This window comes from Azohydromonas lata NBRC 102462, from assembly GCF_001571085.1.
GTDB lineage: Bacteria > Pseudomonadota > Gammaproteobacteria > Burkholderiales > Burkholderiaceae_C > Azohydromonas > Azohydromonas lata.
The window spans coordinates 1-18,904 of sequence record NZ_BCTC01000115.1; the positions used below are offsets into that span (position 1 = coordinate 1).

20 protein-coding genes, 1 tRNA gene, 1 pseudogene and 1 riboswitch are annotated in these 18,904 nt (G+C 71.4%); of the genes and pseudogenes, 16 read left to right on the forward strand and 6 right to left on the reverse strand.

Annotated features, from left to right (window positions below; all coding sequences use genetic code 11):
• Positions 1–24 precede the first annotated feature (24 nt).
• From ALA01S_RS25790 to ALA01S_RS25815, 6 genes are all read right to left on the reverse strand, one after another.
• A tRNA-Lys gene (locus ALA01S_RS25790) sits at positions 25–100 on the reverse strand.
• Positions 101–219: 119 nt separating this feature from the next.
• Positions 220–996, reverse strand: a complete 777-nt coding sequence (locus ALA01S_RS25795) for a tRNA threonylcarbamoyladenosine dehydratase (RefSeq protein ID WP_084267959.1) — start codon at positions 994–996, stop codon at positions 220–222.
• 32 nt (positions 997–1,028) lie between these two features.
• Complete coding sequence (gene ybgF / locus ALA01S_RS25800) at positions 1,029–1,796, reverse strand: tol-pal system protein YbgF (RefSeq protein ID WP_174548659.1); 768 nt, start codon at positions 1,794–1,796, stop codon at positions 1,029–1,031.
• 2 nt (positions 1,797–1,798) lie between these two features.
• Positions 1,799–2,335, reverse strand: a complete 537-nt coding sequence (gene pal / locus ALA01S_RS25805) for a peptidoglycan-associated lipoprotein Pal (protein ID WP_066342173.1) — start codon at positions 2,333–2,335, stop codon at positions 1,799–1,801.
• A gap of 137 nt (positions 2,336–2,472) precedes the next feature.
• Positions 2,473–3,768, reverse strand: a complete 1,296-nt coding sequence (tolB, locus tag ALA01S_RS25810; protein WP_066342191.1) for a Tol-Pal system beta propeller repeat protein TolB — start codon at positions 3,766–3,768, stop codon at positions 2,473–2,475.
• Between the two features lie 192 nt (positions 3,769–3,960).
• On the reverse strand, positions 3,961–5,952 hold the full coding sequence (locus tag ALA01S_RS25815) for a methyl-accepting chemotaxis protein (protein ID WP_084267958.1): 1,992 nt from the start codon (positions 5,950–5,952) through the stop codon (positions 3,961–3,963).
• Positions 5,953–6,136: 184 nt separating this feature from the next.
• Positions 6,137–6,271, forward strand: a riboswitch (ZMP/ZTP riboswitch).
• A gap of 59 nt (positions 6,272–6,330) precedes the next feature.
• On the opposite strand from ALA01S_RS25815, the gene glyA reads away from it, so the two are divergent.
• From glyA to ALA01S_RS25895, 16 genes and pseudogenes are all read left to right on the forward strand, one after another.
• Positions 6,331–7,584, forward strand: coding sequence for a serine hydroxymethyltransferase (glyA, locus tag ALA01S_RS25820; RefSeq protein WP_066342174.1), 1,254 nt, complete (start codon positions 6,331–6,333; stop codon positions 7,582–7,584).
• Positions 7,585–7,687: 103 nt separating this feature from the next.
• Entirely contained in the window at positions 7,688–8,125 is a 438-nt protein-coding gene (nrdR, locus tag ALA01S_RS25825) for a transcriptional regulator NrdR (protein WP_066342175.1), read from the forward strand.
• A 149-nt stretch (positions 8,126–8,274) separates the two neighbouring features.
• Complete coding sequence (locus ALA01S_RS25830) at positions 8,275–8,835, forward strand: GspH/FimT family pseudopilin (RefSeq protein WP_084267960.1); 561 nt, start codon at positions 8,275–8,277, stop codon at positions 8,833–8,835.
• An 8-nt stretch (positions 8,836–8,843) separates the two neighbouring features.
• A complete protein-coding gene (locus tag ALA01S_RS25835; protein WP_066342177.1) occupies positions 8,844–9,545 on the forward strand; it encodes a prepilin-type N-terminal cleavage/methylation domain-containing protein in 702 nt (233 codons plus the stop codon).
• Positions 9,533–10,783, forward strand: coding sequence for a hypothetical protein (locus ALA01S_RS25840; protein ID WP_066342178.1), 1,251 nt, complete (start codon positions 9,533–9,535; stop codon positions 10,781–10,783). The genes ALA01S_RS25835 and ALA01S_RS25840 overlap by 13 nt, the downstream gene beginning before the upstream one ends.
• Positions 10,780–11,250: a type IV pilus modification PilV family protein gene (locus tag ALA01S_RS25845; protein WP_066342179.1), complete on the forward strand. Its 471-nt coding sequence runs from the start codon at positions 10,780–10,782 to the stop codon at positions 11,248–11,250. The genes ALA01S_RS25840 and ALA01S_RS25845 overlap by 4 nt, the downstream gene beginning before the upstream one ends.
• A 57-nt stretch (positions 11,251–11,307) precedes the next feature.
• Positions 11,308–12,432 (forward strand): bifunctional diaminohydroxyphosphoribosylaminopyrimidine deaminase/5-amino-6-(5-phosphoribosylamino)uracil reductase RibD, encoded by a 1,125-nt coding sequence (gene ribD / locus ALA01S_RS25850; RefSeq protein ID WP_238455951.1) that lies wholly within the window; start codon positions 11,308–11,310, stop codon positions 12,430–12,432.
• A 65-nt stretch (positions 12,433–12,497) separates the two neighbouring features.
• Positions 12,498–13,118, forward strand: a complete 621-nt coding sequence (locus ALA01S_RS25855; RefSeq protein WP_066342181.1) for a riboflavin synthase — start codon at positions 12,498–12,500, stop codon at positions 13,116–13,118.
• Between the two features lie 114 nt (positions 13,119–13,232).
• Positions 13,233–14,345: a bifunctional 3,4-dihydroxy-2-butanone-4-phosphate synthase/GTP cyclohydrolase II gene (gene ribBA / locus ALA01S_RS25860; protein ID WP_066342182.1), complete on the forward strand. Its 1,113-nt coding sequence runs from the start codon at positions 13,233–13,235 to the stop codon at positions 14,343–14,345.
• 5 nt (positions 14,346–14,350) lie between these two features.
• Entirely contained in the window at positions 14,351–14,818 is a 468-nt protein-coding gene (ribH, locus tag ALA01S_RS25865; protein ID WP_066342183.1) for a 6,7-dimethyl-8-ribityllumazine synthase, read from the forward strand.
• Positions 14,815–15,294: a transcription antitermination factor NusB gene (nusB, locus tag ALA01S_RS25870; protein ID WP_066342184.1), complete on the forward strand. Its 480-nt coding sequence runs from the start codon at positions 14,815–14,817 to the stop codon at positions 15,292–15,294. Before ribH ends, nusB begins: the two co-directional genes overlap by 4 nt.
• 44 nt (positions 15,295–15,338) lie before the next feature.
• Positions 15,339–16,523: a pyridoxal phosphate-dependent aminotransferase gene (locus tag ALA01S_RS25875; RefSeq protein WP_066342185.1), complete on the forward strand. Its 1,185-nt coding sequence runs from the start codon at positions 15,339–15,341 to the stop codon at positions 16,521–16,523.
• 15 nt (positions 16,524–16,538) lie between these two features.
• Entirely contained in the window at positions 16,539–16,970 is a 432-nt protein-coding gene (ybgC, locus tag ALA01S_RS25880) for a tol-pal system-associated acyl-CoA thioesterase (RefSeq protein ID WP_066342186.1), read from the forward strand.
• Complete coding sequence (tolQ, locus tag ALA01S_RS25885) at positions 16,967–17,677, forward strand: protein TolQ (RefSeq protein WP_066342187.1); 711 nt, start codon at positions 16,967–16,969, stop codon at positions 17,675–17,677. The genes ybgC and tolQ overlap by 4 nt, the downstream gene beginning before the upstream one ends.
• Position 17,678: 1 nt before the next feature.
• On the forward strand, positions 17,679–18,110 hold the full coding sequence (tolR, locus tag ALA01S_RS25890; protein WP_066342188.1) for a protein TolR: 432 nt from the start codon (positions 17,679–17,681) through the stop codon (positions 18,108–18,110).
• Positions 18,110–18,904 (forward strand): annotated as a pseudogene (locus ALA01S_RS25895) (hypothetical protein); the annotation flags it as partial. The gene tolR and the pseudogene ALA01S_RS25895, both read left to right, overlap by 1 nt.

Consider the following 18,904-nt stretch of genomic DNA (forward strand, 5'->3'; position numbering starts at 1 on the left):
GAATAAACCTTGCGCAAATGACACTGGTGGGTTGTGCAGGATTCGAACCTGCGACCAACGGATTAAAAGTCCGCTGCTCTACCGGCTGAGCTAACAACCCCTGCGTTGTCATCCGCGAAGCCTTGCATTCTAGCAGGGGATTTTTGGCTTTGCAAACCCCTTGCGAATGTTTTTTTGAAGTTTCGCGTTCGGCGCCCAGAGCGGGCGCCCTCGCCGCCTTCAGCGCCGCGCCAGCACCAGACGGATGAGCTCCGCCGCGGCCACCATGCCGAAGGTGGCGGTGACGGTGACGCTGGAGCCGTAGCCGTGGCAGTTGAGGCTGCCGTCCACCGAGCAGGCCGCGTCCTGCGGCGGCAGCACGCTCTCGCGCGAGAACACGCAGCGCACGCCGATGGCCCCGCTGCGCGGCGCACCCAGCTTGCGCAGGCGCTGGCGCAGCCCGGCCAGCAGCGGGTCGTGCGTGGTGTGGGCGAGGTCATCGACCTCCACGCGCTGCGGCTGCAGCTTGCCGCCGGCCGCGCCCACGGCCACCAGCGGCACGCGTTCGCGCAGCGCCCAATCGGCCAGGGCCAGCTTGGCCTTGGACTGGTCGCAGGCGTCTATGAGCCCGTCCACCGGCGCGGGCAGCAGCGCGGGCCAGTTGCCGGGCTCCACGAACTCCTCCACGCCGTGGACTTCGCAGCGCGGGTGGATGTCGGCGATGCGCTGCCGAAGCGCCTGCACCTTGGCCATGCCCAGGGTGGAGCCCAGGGCCTGGATCTGGCGGTTGATGTTGGATTCGGCGACGTGGTCCAGGTCTATGAGCGTGAGCGAGGCCACGCCGCAGCGCGCCAGCGCCTCGGCGGCCCAGGAGCCCACGCCGCCCACGCCCACCACCGCCAGCCGCGCGCCGCGCAGCCGCGCGTAGGCCGCCTCGCCGTGCAGCCGGCGCAAGCCGCCGAAGCGGCGCTCGTCGTCCGCCTCGTCCAGGCCGGCCGCTTCCGGCAGCGCCAGCAGCGGCTCGCCGCCCTGGGCGGCGGTGGCGATGCTCACTTGAGCACCGCCAGGCGCTCCTTGCCGGCCACGGCGGCTTCGGACTGCGGGTAGTTCTTCACCAGGTCGCCGAGCGTGGCGCGGGCGGCCTTGGTGTCCTTGGCTTCGATTTGGGCGTTGGCCGCGGCCAGCAGCGCCTCCGGCGCGCGCGGGTGCTGCGGCGCGGCGGCGACGAAGGCGCGGAAGGTGGCGATCGCCTCCTTGTAGTCGCGCTTGCCGTACAGGGCGTTGCCCAGCCAGAAGCGCGCGGCGTCGGTGTAGCCGCTTTGCGGCCAGCGCTTCATGAAGGCGGCAAAGCCGGCGGCGGCGCCGTTGAAGTCGGCGTTGCGCAGCAGCGCCACGGCCTCGTCGTACTGGCGCTTCTCGTCCACCTCGGCCGTGAACTCCTTGCCGTCCACGGTGACCTTCTGCGGCTCGAGCTTGCGCATGCGCTCGTCCACGCCTTGGGCGATGTCCTTTTGCCGGCGCTGCAGCTCGGCCACGTCGCGGGCGAGCTGCTCGTTGGTGCCGCGCAGCGTCGCCATCTCGGCGCGCTGCGTCTCCATCTGGTTGTTGAGGTCCACCAGGCTGCGGCGCAGGTTGGTGAGCTCCTCCTGCATTTGCGCGTCCAGGGCCTTCTGGGCCTTGGACGCGTCCTCGACCTGCTTGCGCAGCTCCAGGATGGCGCGCCGCGCTTCGTTGTCCGGGAACATCTCGGCGCGTGCCGCGGGCAGCGCCAGCGCAAGCGCGGCCGCCAGGGCCAGGAAACGCGGTGCCTTGCTCATGGTCAGCGGTCCTTGATCTCGGCGCGGCGGTTCTTGGCGAAGGCCGCCTCGTCGCTGCCCTGCACGGCCGGGCGCTCCTCGCCGAAGCTCACGGGCTCGACCTGGTTGGCGCTCACGCCCAGCAGCGTCATGGCGCGGGTCACGGCCTCGGCGCGCTTCTGGCCCAGGGCCAGGTTGTATTCGCGGCCGCCGCGCTCGTCGGTGTGGCCTTCGACGCTCACGCGCTTGGACTTGTCGGCGTTCAGGCGCTTGGCTTGCGTCTCGACCACGGAGCGGTACTCGTCCTTGACCACGAAGCTGTCGAAGTCGAAGTACACGACGCGCGGCGCGTTGGCCAGCGCGGCGTTGGGGTCCACGTTCACGGTCGTGACCTGCGACTGCGCCGCGCCGTTGCCCGCACCGGCGGCGCCGGCATTGGCGTCGGCCGCCGTGGGCGTGCGCGTTTCCACGGGCGTGTCGTTGAGCTTGACGCCGGAAGCGCAACCGGCCAGCAGGGCCGCTACGGCCAGGGCGCTCAGGCCGCCACGAAATGCTTTCATCTCTACCTCTCCTTGAAGATCCAAAAATTTTGTCCCATCCACCTTGCCGCTTCGTGAAGGAGAGCGGCTGAGGTCACGCGGCCGGCCGGGAAGTTCCGGCACGCGCTCCGGCCCGGGGGCCGGTTGTTCAGGGCCGCTCAGCGGCCGAAGGGCCCCCAGGCCGGCTCGCGCACGTCCAGACCCGAGGACAGCAGCCGCGTCTTGATGCGGCCGTCCAGCGTGGTGGTCATGAGCAGGTCGCGCCCGCCGCCGCGGGTGGCGTAGATGATCAGCCGGCCGTTGGGGGCGAAGCTGGGGCTCTCGTCGTCCGTGGAGTCGGTGAGCGCGCGGGTGTCGCCGCTGCCCAGGTCCATGAGCATGAGCTTGAAGCCCCCGCCCTGGCGCGTGACGTAGGCCATGGAGCGGCCGTCGGGGCTGATGGCGGGGCTGATGTTGTAGCTGCCGTTGAAGGTCACGCGCTCCGGCGAGCCGCCGCCGGCACCCATGCGGTAGATCTGCGGGCCGCCGCCGCGGTCGCTCACGAAATAGATCCTGCTGCCGTCGGGGGTGAAGACGGGCTCGGTGTCGATGGCCGAGCTGGTGGTGAGGCGCCGCGGCTCGCCGCCGTTGCGGCTGATGAGGTGCAGTTGCGAGCCGCCCTCGCGCGAGAGCGTCACCGCGAGCTGGCTGCCGTCGGGCGACCAGGCCGGGGCGCTGTTGGTGCCGCGGAAGTCGGCCACCTTGCGCCGCGCGCCGCTGGAGATGTCCTGCACCCAGACCACGGCCTTGCGCGTCTCGAAGCTCACGTAGGCCAGCTCGCGCCCGTTGGGCGACCAGGCCGGCGAGATGATGGGCTCCGGGCTGGCCAGCGCCACCTGTCCGCCCTCGCCGTCGGCGTCGGTCACGCGCAGCGTGTAGCGGCCCGCGGCGCGGGTGACGTAGGCGATGCGGGTGGAGAACACGCCCTTCTCGCCCATGAGCCGCTCGTAGACGGCGTCGGCCACGCGGTGCGCAGCCAGGCGCAGGTCCAGGGCCTGCACGGCGAAGGCCTGGCCGCCCAGGTCCTCGCCCTTGACCACGTCCCACAGCTTGTGGCGCACGTCGAAGCGGCCGTCGGCCAGGCGGCTGACGGAGCCCGCCACCAGCGCGTCGACGTTGCGGCCCTTCCACTCGTTCATGACGGGCGTCGAGCCCTCGTCCAGCGCGCCGGGCGCTTCGGAAGCGCGGAACAGCCCGCTGCGCTCCAGGTCGGCGCGCACGATCTCGCTGATGGGCTGGCCGCCCAGCTTCTCGTCGCGGAAGCGGCCGATGGCGATGGGAATCTGCGTGGCGCCGACGCCGCTGATCTCGACACGGAACTGCGCCAGCGCCGGTGCGCAGGCCGTCGCGCCCAACGCGGACAACACGGCACGCCGGCGCCAGCTCGGGGCGCGCAAAGCAACAGGTGTGGACATGAAGAAGGCAGGCAGCCAAAAGCGCAGGATTCTAGGCAAGCGCCGGACCGGGGCCGGCCGCGCCAAGGTCATCGGACGCAAAAGCGCAATTCGGAGTCGCCATGAGATCGACGCCGAACGGTGGCGCCGGATGACGACGCAACGCCGCGCCGCGGCCCTGCGGCCCTGCGGGCGGTGGGCGTCGCGGGCCGCTCAGCCCGCCCTCACCGCGGCCCGCTCCATGCGCCCGCCATGGGCCGCCTGGGCGCCGAACAGGCCGCCGGGCAACTGGAACGCGGCCACGGCCTCGACGAGCTGCTCGGCCTGGCGCTGCAGGCTGCCGGCCGCCGCGGCGGATTCCTCCACCAGCGCGGCGTTCTGCTGCGTGGTGCGGTCCAGCTGCGTCACGGCCTCGTTGATCTGGCCGATGCCGTCGGCCTGCTGGTTGGTGGCGCTGTTGATGTCGGCGATGAGCTGGCGCACGCGCTCCACCTGGCCCACGATCTCGCCCATGGCCTGGCCGGCCTGGTCGGCCAGCGCGCTGCCGGCCTGGGCCTTGGTCAGGCTCTCCTCGATCAGGCCCTTGATCTCCCGGGCCGCGCTGGCCGAGCGCTGCGCCAGCGTGCGCACCTCGCCGGCCACCACCGCGAAGCCGCGCCCGGCGTCGCCCGCGCGCGCGGCCTCCACCGCGGCATTGAGCGCCAGGATGTTGGTCTGGAAGGCGATGCCGTCGATCAGCCCGGTGATCTGGGCGATCTTGTGCGAGGCGTCGTTGATCTCGCGCATCGTGCCCACCACCTGGCCCACCACCTCGCCGCCCTTGGAGGCGGCGCGGCTGGCATCGCCGGCGAGCTGCGTGGCCTGCTGCGCCGTGTCGGCGCTGGTGTGCACCGTGGCCGACATCTGCTCCATGGAGGCGGCCGTCTGCTGCAGGCTGCTGGCCTGTGCCTCGGTGCGCTGCGACAGGTCGGCGTTGCCGCCGGCGATCTGGCGCGAGCCGGTGGCGATGAGGTCCGTGCAGCTGCGCACCGAGGACACCACGCGCGCCAGGCTGCCGTTCATGGTGCCCAGCGCCCGCAGCAGCCGGCCGACCTCGTCGCGCCCGCCGCCCTCGATGCGGTTGTCGAGCTTGCCCGCGGCCACGGCCTCGGCCAGGGCCAGCGCGTGGGCGATCGACCCGCTGATGCCGTGCGTGACGGCCCACATGATCCACAGCCCAAACAGCAGCAGCCCGGCGGTGGCGCCCAGCAGCACCGCCAGCGCCTGGCGCGCGCTGCCGACGCTGTGCTGCAGCTGCGCTTCGAGCTGCTTGAGCGAGGCGTCGATGAGCGTGAACTGCTGGTCGATCACGCGCGTGATGCCGGCGCTGAACTCCGCCGCGGGCTGGGTCAGCGCCTCGGCGCGCACGATGCGCTCGTCCACCAGCTTGACGCCCTCCTCGGCGGCGACGCGCGCCGCCGCCAGCGGCGCGGCGATGGCCTGGCCCAGCGCGGCGTCGCGCTGCCCGGCCAGCGCCAGCGCCTTGGCGGCGTCCTCGGCGTGGCGGCGCGCCAAGACCATCAGCATGTCCACGCGCGCCTTCTGCTCCGGCGTGGCCTCGCCCTTGACCAGCAGCCGCACGCCCTGGGCACGCGCCTGGCCCAGCGCCTCCGTCAGGCGCGGCAGGTGCGTGAGCACGCCGAGCTGCAGGAAGTAGCCCGGCGCATCCGGGTGCAGCACGATGCCGCTGGCATTGGCCACGTCCTCCAGCAGCGCCAGCTCCCGCCCAATCAGCGCGGTGTGGCGGGCGAAGCTCTGCGGGCCCTCCACGCGCTGGCCGCCCACGTCGGCCGCCAGCGCCTGCCAGTCGCGCTCGATCTCGCCCACCGCGCCGGCGAGCCCGTCGTTGCCCAGCGTCGCCACCGAGGCCCTGGCCTGGCCCAGCGCGCGCTCCACCAGCGCCTGCTTCTCCTGCCGCGCCGCGGCCACCGAGGCGTCGCCACCGAGCACGGCCGCCGACTGGCCGCGGTGCTGCTGTGTGAGCTGGATCAGGCCCAGCAGGTCGCGCGCGGGCGCCATGCCCGCGAGCTCCGACTTCGCCAGGCCCAGCTGTTCCAGGAAAGTGTTGACCGCCAGCACGCACGGCAGCAGCGCCATCAGCGCCGCCACGGCGCCGATGAGCATGAACTTGTGGGCCAACTTCAGGTTGGCGAGGAACTGACGCATGAGCGCTCTCCGCGGGAGGTTTTTCGAGTTCGGTACGGGTTTGGCCCAGTATCCGGGCTGGCCATTTCGTCCAGCGCCCCGATGGATGGGCAGTTGATCGGCGGTTGATGCGGGTCAAGACCGGAGCGTGACCAAATTCCCGCGCCGGGCGTCGGACGGGCAGCCGCGGCGCCTCCGCTACACTGACGGTCCGCGCGACTGGCGATAAGGGGCTGCACCGCAAGCCCCGAGGTGGAGGACCACCGTGGAGCGCGGGCGGTTGAAGGGCACTTGATCCGGTGTCCGCGGCCGTTTCAAGCCGTTCGCCTGGGCAGCCCTTTTGTCCGTGCCGCCGCGTGCCGGACACCGGGACCTCCACACGCATTGCTGAGGACTGCCATGTTCGACCGCACCCAATCCACTCTTGCCAACGTCGACCCCGAGCTGTTCGCCGCCGTCCAGGACGAGAACCGCCGCCAGGAAGAGCACATCGAGCTCATCGCCAGCGAGAACTACACCTCGCCGGCCGTGATGCAGGCCCAGGGCTCGCAGCTCACCAACAAGTACGCCGAGGGCTATCCCGGCAAGCGCTACTACGGCGGCTGCGAGCATGTGGACGTGGTGGAGCAGCTGGCCATCGACCGCTTGAAGCAGCTCTTCGGCGCCGAGTACGCCAACGTGCAGCCCAACTCCGGCTCGCAGGCCAACCAGGGCGTGTTCTTCGGCCTGCTCAACCCCGGCGACACCATCATGGGCATGAGCCTGGCCGAGGGCGGCCACCTCACGCACGGCATGCAGCTCAACATGAGCGGCAAGTGGTTCAAGGTGGTGAGCTACGGCCTCAACGCCCAGGAAGACATCGACTACGACGCGATGGAGCGCCTGGCCCACGAGCACAAGCCCAAGCTGATCATCGCCGGCGCCTCGGCGTTTGCGCTGCGCATCGACTTCGAGCGCTTTGCCAAGGTCGCCAAGGCCGTGGGCGCCTACTTCATGGTGGACATGGCCCACTACGCCGGCCTGATCGCCGCGGGCGTCTACCCCAACCCCGTGCCGCATGCCGACGTGGTGACCTCCACCACGCACAAGAGCCTGCGCGGCCCGCGCGGCGGCATCATCCTCTGCAACGACGAGGCCATCGCCAAGAAGATCAACAGCGCGATCTTCCCCGGCATCCAGGGCGGCCCGCTGATGCACGTGATCGCCGGCAAGGCCGTGGCCTTCAAGGAGGCGCTGTCGCCGGAGTTCAAGGCCTACCAGCAGCAGGTGGTCAAGAACGCCGCGGCGCTGGCCGAAACGCTGGCCGCGCGCGGCCTGCGCATCGTCAGCGGCCGCACCGAGAGCCACGTGATGCTGGTGGACCTGCGCCCCAAGAACCTCACGGGCAAGGAAGCCGAGGCCATCCTGGGCGCCGCGCACATCACGTGCAACAAGAACGGCATCCCCAACGATCCGCAAAAGCCCATGGTCACCAGCGGCATCCGCCTGGGCTCGCCGGCCATGACAACGCGCGGCTTCAAGGAAGAGGAAGCCCGCCTGACGGCCAACCTCATCGCCGACGTGCTGGACAACCCGCACGACGCCGCCACCATCGAGCGCGTGCGCGAGCAGGTGAAGGCGCTGACCGCGCGCTTCCCCGTCTACGGCGGCTGATCGTTTGTCATTGAGTTGAGGCGGCGGCCGGCGGTGCAGTGCACCGGCCGGCCGTTTGCTTCGTTGCACACACACTTTCAAGGCCCACAGGCTCCCATCCCCCATGCGATGCGTCTTTTGCAGCCACGGCGAGACGCAGGTCGTCGAGACCCGCGAAACCGACGACGCCGTGCGCCGGCGCCGGCGCTGCCTGGGCTGCGAGCGCCGCTTCACCACCTACGAGCGCGCCGAGATCACGCTGCCCGCCGTGGTGAAAAAGGACGGCTCGCGCGTGGAATTCGACCGCGCCAAGCTGCGCGCCTCCATGCAGCTCGCCCTGCGCAAGCGCCCGGTGGGCATCGAGCAGGTCGAGGGCGCGCTGGAGCGCATCCAGGAGCACCTCCTGCAGGACGGGCAGCGCGAGGTGTCCACCTCCCGCCTGGGCGAGCTGGTCCTGCTCGAATTGCAGAAACTCGACAAGGTGGCCTACGTCCGGTTTGCTTCGGTATACAGAAGCTTCAAGGACGTGGACGAGTTTCGACAGATCATTAAAGATATTTAAGGCAGCCCCCTGCGGCGGATTTGCCGCATTCGCCGATCTATATTCATTCCGCAATCCATTCGAATAAACCCTTTCCCGCTTGATTTCCCTGCCGCCACCGGTTCATTCCTCCCATGTGAATTCCCCATGCCGCCGAATAAATTGCGGCCATGGGAATACCAGCCTCGAATAAACCCGCAGTTTCCAAGCCGCGCGGCCTGAGCCTGGTCGAGATACTCGTCACGCTGGCGGTGCTGGCCATTGCCGTGGGTGCGGCGCTGGCCTCCTTTTCCGCCATGGCCGAGAACCGCCACCTGCAGGGCACGGCGGCGCAGTTCGAGGCCGACGTGGCCTATGCGCGCGACGCGGCCGAGCTGCGCTCGCAGACCGTGCGCCTGAGCTTTCTGGCCGACGCCGCCGACGCCCGCTGCTGGCTGGTGCACGTCGGCGAGCCGCAGGGCTGCCGCTGCGACGCCGCCACCGGCGCGGCCGCCTGCGACGCGCCCACGCAACTGCTGCGCGCCTACGTGCTCGGCGCCGACACGCCGCTGCGCCTGTCGAGCAACGCGCCGTCGCTGCGCTTCAGCGCGCCGCGCCACACCGTCACGCCCTCGGCCTCGCTGACCCTCACGGCACGCAGCGGGCGCGGCGTGAAGGAAATCGTGAGCGTGGTCGGCCGCGTGCGCGGCTGCTCCCCCGACGGCGCCGTGCCGGGTTTCACGGCCTGCTGATCGCCGCCATGCGCCGCCAGCCCCACACCGCCGGCATGACGCTGCTGGAGGTGCTGGTGGGCCTGGCCATCGGCCTCTTCGTCGCGGCGGCGGCCACGGCGCTGCTGCAGCAGTTCCTCTTCGACAACCGCCAGTTGCTGCTGCGCATGCGGCTGGAGCAGCAGATGCAGGCGGTGGCCGACGCGGCCGTGCACGAGCTGCGCCGCGCCGGGCATTGGGAGAAGGCGCAGTTGGGCGTCGCCGACAACTTCGACTTCGCCCGCGCCAACCCCTATGCCGCGCTGGACGACGCCGAAGCGGAGCGCCCAAGCGACGGCATCCGCTTTTCCTGGTCCGGCGGCGGGGCGGAGGCCGACCCCAACGGCGTGAGCCAGGCCGAGGCCACGGGGCTGCGCCTGGTGGAGGGCCAGGTGAAGCAACTCAAGGGCGGCAACTGGCAGCCGTTGACCGATGCGGCCTTCATGACCGTCACCGCCTTCGAAGTGACGCTCCGCCAGCGCGCGCTGGACCTGGAGCGCCACTGCGAGCGCCCCCGCCCCCAAGGCAGCTGCGCCACGGGCGCCGGCCGCATCTGCCCGCCGCGGCTGCTGAAACGCAACCTGGACGTGCGGCTGGAAGGCTTCGCCACGCGCGAGCCCACCCTCACCCACGCGCTCAACACCCAGGTGCAGTTGCGCAACGACGTGGTGGAGGGCGAATGCCCGCACTGAAACGCCACCGGCGGCGGCCGGCGGCGGGGCGGTCCGCACGCCCGCGCGGCGCCGTTGCCCTGGTCACCGTGCTGCTGCTGTGCGCGCTGGCGCTGCTGGCCAGCCTGCACGCCCACCGCGCGCTGCTGGCCGAGCTGCGCGGCGCGCGCGTGCAGCAGCGCAGCGCGCAGGCGCACGAGGCGGCGGAATCCGGCCTGCAATGGGCGCTGGCGCAACTCAACGCCGGGCGGCTGGACGGCGCCTGCGCCCCCAGCAGCGAGGCCGGCGCGCAGCGGCTGCGCGAGCGGCTCATCTTTTCCCTGGCCGGCCTGCGGCTGTCGCCCGCTTTGGAGGCCGACGGCCAACCCAGCCGGGCCGGCTGCACGCTGGATGCCGATGGCGCCTGGGCCTGCGCCTGCGGCGGCAGCGGCGCGCCGGCATCGGCGCTTGAAACGCCCTCCTTCAGCGTGCAGGTGGCCGTGGGCCCGCGCGCGGACCTGATGGCGCTGCGCTCGCGCGGCTGCCTGGGCTGCGGCGAGGGCGAGCTGGACGCGCAGGCGCCCGCCGAGTGGCTGCTGGCCCTGGTGCCGGCGATCACCGGCTTGCCGGCGGCGCCGCTGACCGTGCGCGGCACGGTGCGGCTGCCGGGTTTCAACTTGCACCTGTCCACCCGCGAGCGCGATGCCCAGGGCCTGCTGCTGCATGCGGGAGGCGTGGTGGACGCTTCTTCCCTGCAGCCGGGCGAGGACCGTGCCCAGACCCTGCGCCTGGTGGCCGAGCGCGACCCCGAGCTGGCACGGCTGTCCGCGGGCCGGTTGCTGCACCGCCACCTGGGCCTGGACCCGCTGGACCTGGCGCGCGCGCCCGGCATGCAAATAGTGCGCTGCGACGGCGATTGCGCCGACGCCCTGCGCACTGCCGTCGACCGCGGCGCACAGGCGCTGTGGGTCGACGGCGACTTGTCGCTGCCCGCCGGCCTGACGCTGGGCAGCGTGGACGCGCCCGTGCTGCTGGCCGTGCAGGGCGCGGCGCGGCTGGGCCCGGGCGTGCGGCTGCACGGGCTGCTCGCGGCCGCGTCGCTGCAGTGGCATGCGCGGCCCGGCGGCGACTTCATCCGCGGCGCGGTGCTGGTGGATGGCGACTGCTGCGAGGGCAGCGGCGCGCCCACCCTGGAGCGCGACGCCGCGCTGCTGCGCCGCCTGGCGCGCCAGGCCGGGCGCTTCGTCACGGTGCCCGGCAGTTGGAAGGATTTCGAATGAAGCGACGCCAACGGTGCGAACGGTTCGAGCGCCAGCGCGGCATGACGCTCATGGAGGCGCTGGTGGCGGCCGTGGTGATGGGCATAGGCCTGCTGGCGCTGCTGCAGGCGCACCTGGCGCTGCACGGGCAGGCGGAGTCCGGCCGGCTGCGCCGCCAGGCCCTGGCGCTGGCGCAGCGCGAGCTGGAGACGCTGCGCGCCGCGCCCATGGCGCCCACGCGGGACGCCAGCCTCGACGCCGACCCGTTCACGTTGCAGCGCCGCGTGCGCGACGCCGGCACGGGCCTGCAAGCGGTCACGGTGCGCGTGGCCTGGACGGGCCGTGACGGCGTGGAGGACGCCGTGGCCCTGAACGCCCTGCTCGCGCCGCCGGACCCCGGCTTCAGCGGCACGCTGGCGCTGGCCGTGCCCGCCGTCACGCTGTTGCCGCCTTCGCCGTCCGCGGCCGCGCCTTCCAGCGCGCCTTGACTTCGGCCAACCCCGCGATCGTCCGGTTGGGCCGCGGCGCTGGGCACAATCCCGGGCATGAATTCCCCCACGGACTTTTCCGCCTTTGATGAGTTGGCCATGGCGCAGGCGCTGCGCCTGGCGCACGAGGCCATAGGCCTGTCCGAACCCAATCCCCGCGTGGGCTGCGTCATTGCCGGCGACGGCTGGCAAGTGCAAGGCTTCACGCAGGCCGCGGGCCAGGCCCATGCCGAAGTGATGGCGCTGCGCGCCGCGCAGGATGCCGGCCACGACGTGCGTGGCGCCACGGCCTACGTGACGCTGGAGCCCTGCGCCCACCACGGCCGCACGCCGCCGTGCTGCGACGCGCTGGTGGCCGCGGGCCTCTCGCGCGTGGTGGTGGCCGTGGGCGACCCGAACCCGCTGGTGGCCGGGCAAGGCATCGCGCGGCTGCGCGCCGCAGGCATCCGCGTGGACGAGGGCCTGATGGCCGCGGCGGCGCGCGAGCTCAACATCGGCTTCTTCTCGCGCCAGATCCGAAAGCGCCCCTGGGTGCGCATGAAGATCGCCGCCTCGCTGGACGGGCGCACGGCGCTGGAGAACGGCGTGAGCCAGTGGATCACCGCCGAAGCCGCCCGCGCCGACGGCCACGCCTGGCGCAAGCGCGCCGGGGCCGTGCTCACCGGCATGGGCACGCTGCTGGAAGACGATCCGCGCCTGGACGTGCGCCTGGTGCCCACGGCCAAGCAGCCGCTGCGCGTGGTGGTCGATTCCCGGCTGGAGACGCCGCTGGGCGCCAAGCTGCTGCAGCCGCCGGGCGAGGTGCTGGTCTACGGCGCCGTGCCCAACGCCGAGCGCGAGGCCGCGCTGCGCGGCGCGGGGGCGGACGTCGCCTTCTGCCCCGAGAGCGGGCGCGGCAAGGTGGATTTACCAGCCATGCTCGCGGACCTGGCCGCGCGCGGCGTGAACGAGCTGCACGTCGAGGCCGGCCACAAGCTCAATGCCTCGCTGCTCAAGACCGGGCTGGTCGATGAGCTGCTGGTCTACCTGGCGCCCAAGCTGATCGGCCTGGGCCGCGAGATGGCGGCCTTTGGGCCGCTGACGACGCTGGCCGACGCGCTGGAGTACGAGTTCCGCGAGTTCGAGGCCGTGGGCCGCGACCTGCGCATCCTGGCGCGCCCGCCCGGCCGCGGCGCGTTCTGACCTGCTTTCCTTCTGAACCTTTTTTCTACCCGTTCCCCGACCCTTTCCCCCAAGAGAGACACACCATGTTCACCGGCATCATCAGCGGCGTGGGCCGCATCAGCGACGTGCAGCCCCTGGGCCCGGACGGCACGCACGGCAAGCGGCTGCGCATCGAGCCGCCCGCGGGCTACCTGGACGACGTGGAGCCGGGCGACTCCATCGCCCTCAACGGCGCCTGCATGACCGTCACCGCCTTCGACAAGGCCGCGCCCTGGTTCACCATCGACATCTCCGCCGAGAGCCTGCGCCTGACGGCCGGCCTGGGCCAGACCGGCCGCGTCAACCTGGAAAAGGCGCTGCGCGCCAACGACCGGTTGGGCGGCCACCTGGTCAGCGGCCACGTGGACGGCCTGGGCGAGGTCACGCACTTCGCGCCCGTGGGCGAGTCGTGGGAGCTGCGCATCCGCTCGCCCAAGGAGATGGGCCGCTTCCTGGCCTACAAGGGCTCCATCACCGTCAACGGCGTGAGCCTGACGGTCAACCGCGTCACGGACAGCGACGCGGGCTGCGAGTTCAGCATCAACCTCATCCCGCACACCATCCAGGAAACGACGCTGGGCGACTTGAAGCCCGGCAGCGGCGTGAACCTGGAGATCGATCTGATTGCGCGGTATGTGGAGAGGATGTTGAGCGCGGGGAAGTAAAGGGCTGGGAGGCTCTGCTCAAGGCGGCCTGATCCGGCAATAAGCGCCGCGGGCGTTGGCTGCTTGCAAGGGTTTGACAAGGCCCGACCCCGGGGCCCCGCCTACAATCGCGGGATGCCCATTTCACCCGTTCCCGAGCTGGTCGCCGAGCTGGCGGCCGGCCGCATGGTCATCCTCGTGGACGAGGAAGACCGCGAAAACGAAGGCGACCTCGTCCTGGCCGCCGATCACGTCACGCCGGAAGCCATCAACTTCATGGCCAAGCACGCGCGCGGCCTGATCTGCCTGACGCTCACGCGCGAGCGCTGCGAGGCGCTGCAACTGCCGCCCATGGCCACGCGCAACGGCACGCCGCACGGCACCGCCTTCACCGTTTCGATCGAAGCGGCCACGGGCGTGACCACCGGCATCTCCGCCGCCGACCGCTCGCGCACCGTGCAGGCGGCCGTGGCGCGCGACGCCGTGCCTGCCGACCTCGTGCAGCCCGGCCACATCTTCCCGCTGCAGGCCCAGGAAGGCGGCGTGCTCATGCGCGCGGGCCACACCGAGGCCGGCTGCGACCTCGCCGCCATGGCCGGGCTCACGCCCGCGGCCGTGATCTGCGAGGTCATGAACGACGACGGCACCATGGCCCGGTTGCCCGACCTCGAAATTTTCGCCAGGGAACACGGCCTGAAGATCGGCACCATCGCCGACCTGATCCAGTTCCGCAGCCACAACGAGACGCTCATCGAGCGCCTGGGCAAGCGCGAGCTGCAGACGCCCCAAGGCGCGTTCGACTGCCACGCCTACCGCGACCGCTCCGGCGCCCTGCACCTGGCCCTGACCAAGGGCCAGTGGAAGCCCGGCGACGAGGTGCTGGCGCGCGTGCACGAGCCGCTGTCGGTGCTGGATCTGCTGGACACGGGCGCCAGCCGCCACTCCTGGCCGCTGCCCGCGGCGCTGGCGCGGCTGCAGGCCGCCCCCGCCGGCGTGGCCGTGCTGCTCAACTGCGGCGAGGACGCCGCCGCCCTGCTGCCCGGCGTGCTGCCGCCCGCGGGCACTACCATCGCCCCGCGCACCGGCCAGATCGACCTGCGCACCTACGGCGTGGGCGCGCAAATCCTGCGCAGCCTGGGCGTGACGCGCATGAAGCTGCTGGGCAACCCGCGCCGCATGCCCAGCATGACCGGCTACGGGCTGGAGGTGACGGGCTTCGTCGCCGCTCCCAACGACAAGGACGCTTAATCAACATGCTGGACGCGGATCAAGGCCAACCCCTGGGCCTGGACGGCAAGGGCTTAACCATTGGCATCGTGCGGGCGCGCTTCAACGACGCCATCACGAAAACGCTGGAGCAGGCCTGCATCGCCGAGCTGCGCGCGCTGGGCGTGGAGGAGGACAGCATCCGCCTCGTCACCGTCCCCGGCGCGCTGGAAGTGCCGCTGGCCTTGAAGGCGCTGGCCGCCGGCGACGAGCACTTCGACGCCCTGGTCGCCCTGGGCTGCATCATCCGCGGCGAAACCTACCACTTCGAGCTGGTGGCCAACGAAAGCGGTGCGGGCGTCACCCGCATCGGCCTGGACCACCAGATTCCCATTGCCAATGCCATCCTCACGGTCGAGAACGAGGATCAGGCCTGGGTTCGCGCCGAACCCAAGGGCCGCGACGCCGCCCGCGTGGCGGTGGAGATGGCCAATCTGCTGGACGAGTTGTTGTGAATCCCCCCCAAAAGAAAGCCCCGGCGGCCAAGTCGGCCCGCCGCCGCGCCCGCGAGTACGCGCTGCAGGGCCTGTATGAATGGCTCATCGGCGGCGCGGACGCCGGTGCCATCGAAGCCCACCTGCGCGAGCAGAACGAGGGCGAGTTCGACAAGTGCGACCGCGCCCACTTCGACGCGCTGCTGCACGGCGGCATCAACGATGCGGCCGAGCTGGACGCGGTGCTGGCCAAGCACGTGGACCGCAAGACCACCGAGCTCTCGCCCGTGGAGCACGCCGTGCTCATGATCGGCGCCTACGAGCTCAAGCACTGCCTGGACGTGCCCTACAAGGTCGCCATCAACGAGGCGGTGGAGCTGGCCAAGAGCTTTGGCGGCACGGACGGCCACCGCTACGTCAACGGCGTGCTGGACAAGGCCGCCTTGGAGCTGCGCCCGCAGGAAGTCGCCGCCGCGCGCGCCCGCGCAGGCCGCTGAACGGTTGGGCGCGCCGCGCCCGCCTCCCCTTTTCCTCTTCGACGATGAAACTGGCGCAAAGGCTCGACCGCATCGAGCCCTTTTACGTCATGGAGTGCGCCAAGGCCGCCGCCGAGATCGCGCGCGGCCCCCTGTGCGACCCCGCGCAGGGCGGGCGCCCCATGCTCTACCTCAACATCGGCGAGCCGGACTTCACGGCGCCGCCGAGCGTGCTCGCCGCCGCCCAAGCCTGCCTGGACGCGGGCCGCACGCAGTACACGCCCGCGGCCGGGCTGCCCGCGCTGCGCGAGGCCATCTCGGCCTGGTACGCGCGGCGCTTCGGCCTGGACGTGCCGGCGCGGCGCATCCTGGTGACGGCCGGCGCCTCGGCCGCGCTGCAACTGCTCACGCAGGTGCTGTTCGAGCCCGGCGACGAGGTGCTGCTCTCCGACCCCGGCTATCCCTGCAACCGCCACTTCGTCACCGCCGCGGGCGCCACGGCGCGGCTGCTGGAGACGGCGCCGGCGCACCGCTTCCAACTGGACGCCGCGGCGGTGGAAGCCGCCTGGACGCCGGCCACGCGCGGCGTGCTGCTGGCCTCGCCCTCCAACCCGACGGGCACGTCCATCGACCCGGCGGAGATGCGCCGCATCGTGGACGCGGTGCGCGCGCGCGGCGGCGTCACGGTGGTGGACGAGATCTACCTGGGCCTGAGCTTCGACGAGCGCTACGGCGACAGCGCGCTGCGGCTGGGCGAGGACGTCATCAGCGTCAACAGCTTCTCCAAGTACTTCAGCATGACGGGCTGGCGCCTGGGCTGGCTGGTGCTGCCGGACGAGCTGGTGGCGCCGGTGGAGATGCTGGCGCAGCACCTCTTCATCTGCGCCTCCACGGTGGCGCAGCGCGCGGCGCTGGCCTGCTTTGAGGACGCGTCGCTGGCCGAGTACGAGGCGCGCCGCGCCGAGTTCAAGCGCCGGCGCGACTGGCTGGTGCCCGCGCTGGAGGACCTCGGCTTCAAGGTGCCGGTGGTGCCGGACGGGGCCTTCTACGTGTGGGCCGACGCCAGCGCCTTTTGCGACAACACCTGGGACTTCGCCTTCGAGCTGATGGAGAAGGCGCAGGTCTGCGTGACGCCGGGCAAGGATTTCGGACACGCGGGTACGCAGCGCTTCGTCCGCTTCAGCTTTGCCAACGCGATGCCGCAACTGCACGAGGCGGTGAGCCGCCTGCGCCAGTTGCTGGTGCGCTGACCAAGGGAAAAGCGCATGAGCGGGTCAACGAACCTGGACGTGCGCGCGTTCCGTTTTCCGGTGCGCGTGTATTGGGAGGACACGGACGCGGGCGGCGTCGTGTTCTACGCCAACTATTTGAAATTCTTCGAGCGTGCTCGCACCGAGTGGCTGCGCCACCTGGGCTTCAGCCAGGAGGCGCTGCGCACGCAGCAGCGGCTGATGTTCGTGGTGGCGGAGACCTCGCTGCAGTACCGCGCGCCGGCCCGCCTGGACGAGCTGCTGCACATCACCGCGCTGCCGCAGCCCGCCGGGCGCGCCAGCCTGGTGGTGAACCAGCAGGCCTGGCGCGGCGACACGCTGCTGGCCGAGGGGCGCATACGCATCGGCTGCGTGGACGCCGACACCTTCCGCCCGCGGCGCATGCCTGACGAACTGATCAACACCTTAACGAGCCAAGCCGGATGAACCAGCAGGATCTCTCCATCGTCACCCTGGTGCTGCACGCCAGCCCCATCGTCCAGCTCGTCATCGCGGGGCTGATGGGCATGTCCATCGCGAGCTGGACGGTGATCTTCGCCAAGCTGTTCGGCTTGAAGCGCGTGCGCGGGCGCAACGACGGCTTCGAGCGCGAGTTCTGGTCCGGCCGCAGCCTGCAGGAGCTGCACGAGGCCGCCGGCACCAAGACCGACGGTGCGCCCATGGAGCGCATCTTCGCCAGCGGCATGCGCGAATTCCTGAAGCTGCGCGAGCGCCGGCTGGACGCCGGCGCGCAGCTCGACGGCGCACGCCGCGCCATGCGCGCGAGTTTTCAGCGCGAGCTGGACGTGATCGAAAGCCACCTGAGCTTCCTGGCCACGGTGGGCTCCATCAGCCCCTACGTGGGCCTGTTCGGCACGGTGTGGGGGATCATGCATGCCTTCGTGGGCCTGTCCAACCTGACGCAGGTGACGCTGGCGACCGTGGCGCCCGGCATCGCCGAGGCGCTGGTGGCCACGGCCATCGGCCTCTTCGCCGCCATCCCCGCCGTGATGGCCTACAACCGCTTCGCCCGCGACATCGACCGCCTGGCCATCCAGCTGGAAACCTTCATCGAGGAGTTCTCCAACATCCTGCAGCGCAACGTCGGTGCGCCCGCGACCGTGACGCCGGTGACGGCGGCCCAGGGGCGCTGACATGCCAAGCGTTGCAGCCCGGGGCGGCGGACGGCGCCGCCGCACGGTGAGCGAGATCAACATGGTCCCGTTCATCGACGTGATGCTGGTCTTGCTGATCATCTTCATGGTCAGCGCGCCCTTGATCACCACCGGCACCGTGGACCTGCCCAGCGTGGGCAAGTCCAGCCAGCGGCCGGACAAGGTGATCGAGGTCATCGTCGGCAAGGACGAGAAGCTCAAGCTCAAGATCAACGGCGAGGCCGAGGAGCAGCCGCTGGCGCTGGGCGACCTGCGCGAGCGCGTGCTCTCGGCCCAGGGCGGCGACGCCAACGTGCCGGTGGTGATCTCCGCCGACCGGCAGGTGAAGTACGAGAGCGTGGTGCAGGTCATGGACAGGCTGCAGCGCGCGGGCGTGCAGCGCGTGGGCCTGTCGGTCAAGCAGGGCGGCTGATGGCGCTTCCGGCTGGTTCTCCCCCTTCCGCGGCACCGGCACCGCGCCAGGCCACGCACGACCCCTTGCGTCCGCCCACGTCGGACCGCTTGGGCCGCGGCGCGGCCATCTCGGCGGCCGTGCACCTGGGCCTCATCGGTGCGCTGGCCCTGGGCGTGAGCTGGCATGCCGAGGCGCCCACGCCGGTGAGCGCGGAGCTGTGGACGGCCGTGCCGCAAGTGGCCGCGCCACCGGCCGCGGCCGAGGCCGAGGCCACGCCGCCTGCACCGGCGCCGGCGCCGGCGCCCGCGCCAGCCCCTCCGCCACCGCCACCACCGCCGCCGGCCAGGGTTGCGCCGCCCCCACCTCCCCCGCCACCGGCCAAGGTGGCACCGCCTCCGCCGCCGCCCAAGGCCGCCGCAGCGCCTTCGCCGCGCGACGCGCAGATCGCACTGGAGCGCGAGCGCCGCGAGAAGGAAAAGGAACGCCAGGAACAGCTCGCCGCCGACAAGGCCCGCGCGGAAAAGCTCGCCAAGGACAAGGCCGAGAAGGCCGAGCAGGAGCGCCAGGCCAAGCTCAAGGAGCAGCGCGAGCAGGCCGAGAAGGACAAGCGCGCCAAGGCCGAGGAAGCCGAGAAACGCGCCGCCAAGGCCGCCGAGGCCGAGAAGCGCGCCAAGGCCGAAGAGGCTGAAAAACGTGCCAAGGCGGCCGAAGCCGAAAAGCGGGCCAAGGCCGAGGCGGACGACAAGCGCGCCAAGGCTGCCGCTGAGGCGGACAAGCGCGCCAAGGCCGAAGAAGCCGAGAAACGCGCCAAA

What these genes read in the sequence shown, in the direction of transcription:
- ybgC (WP_066342186.1), top strand. Translation starts at nt 16,539, where the DNA reads ATGAGCGGGTCAACGAACCTGGACGTGCGCGCGTTCCGTTTTCCGGTG.
- ribD (WP_238455951.1), top strand. Translation starts at nt 11,308, where the DNA reads ATGAATTCCCCCACGGACTTTTCCGCCTTTGATGAGTTGGCCATGGCG.
- ALA01S_RS25815 (WP_084267958.1), bottom strand. Translation starts at nt 5,952, where the DNA reads ATGCGTCAGTTCCTCGCCAACCTGAAGTTGGCCCACAAGTTCATGCTC.
- glyA (WP_066342174.1), top strand. Translation starts at nt 6,331, where the DNA reads ATGTTCGACCGCACCCAATCCACTCTTGCCAACGTCGACCCCGAGCTG.
- tolR (WP_066342188.1), top strand. Translation starts at nt 17,679, where the DNA reads ATGCCAAGCGTTGCAGCCCGGGGCGGCGGACGGCGCCGCCGCACGGTG.
- ALA01S_RS25875 (WP_066342185.1), top strand. Translation starts at nt 15,339, where the DNA reads ATGAAACTGGCGCAAAGGCTCGACCGCATCGAGCCCTTTTACGTCATG.
- ribBA (WP_066342182.1), top strand. Translation starts at nt 13,233, where the DNA reads ATGCCCATTTCACCCGTTCCCGAGCTGGTCGCCGAGCTGGCGGCCGGC.
- ribH (WP_066342183.1), top strand. Translation starts at nt 14,351, where the DNA reads ATGCTGGACGCGGATCAAGGCCAACCCCTGGGCCTGGACGGCAAGGGC.
- ALA01S_RS25835 (WP_066342177.1), top strand. Translation starts at nt 8,844, where the DNA reads ATGCGCCGCCAGCCCCACACCGCCGGCATGACGCTGCTGGAGGTGCTG.
- nrdR (WP_066342175.1), top strand. Translation starts at nt 7,688, where the DNA reads ATGCGATGCGTCTTTTGCAGCCACGGCGAGACGCAGGTCGTCGAGACC.
- tolQ (WP_066342187.1), top strand. Translation starts at nt 16,967, where the DNA reads ATGAACCAGCAGGATCTCTCCATCGTCACCCTGGTGCTGCACGCCAGC.
- pal (WP_066342173.1), bottom strand. Translation starts at nt 2,335, where the DNA reads ATGAAAGCATTTCGTGGCGGCCTGAGCGCCCTGGCCGTAGCGGCCCTG.
- ybgF (WP_174548659.1), bottom strand. Translation starts at nt 1,796, where the DNA reads ATGAGCAAGGCACCGCGTTTCCTGGCCCTGGCGGCCGCGCTTGCGCTG.
- tolB (WP_066342191.1), bottom strand. Translation starts at nt 3,768, where the DNA reads ATGTCCACACCTGTTGCTTTGCGCGCCCCGAGCTGGCGCCGGCGTGCC.
- ALA01S_RS25830 (WP_084267960.1), top strand. Translation starts at nt 8,275, where the DNA reads ATGGGAATACCAGCCTCGAATAAACCCGCAGTTTCCAAGCCGCGCGGC.
- ALA01S_RS25855 (WP_066342181.1), top strand. Translation starts at nt 12,498, where the DNA reads ATGTTCACCGGCATCATCAGCGGCGTGGGCCGCATCAGCGACGTGCAG.
- ALA01S_RS25845 (WP_066342179.1), top strand. Translation starts at nt 10,780, where the DNA reads ATGAAGCGACGCCAACGGTGCGAACGGTTCGAGCGCCAGCGCGGCATG.
- ALA01S_RS25840 (WP_066342178.1), top strand. Translation starts at nt 9,533, where the DNA reads ATGCCCGCACTGAAACGCCACCGGCGGCGGCCGGCGGCGGGGCGGTCC.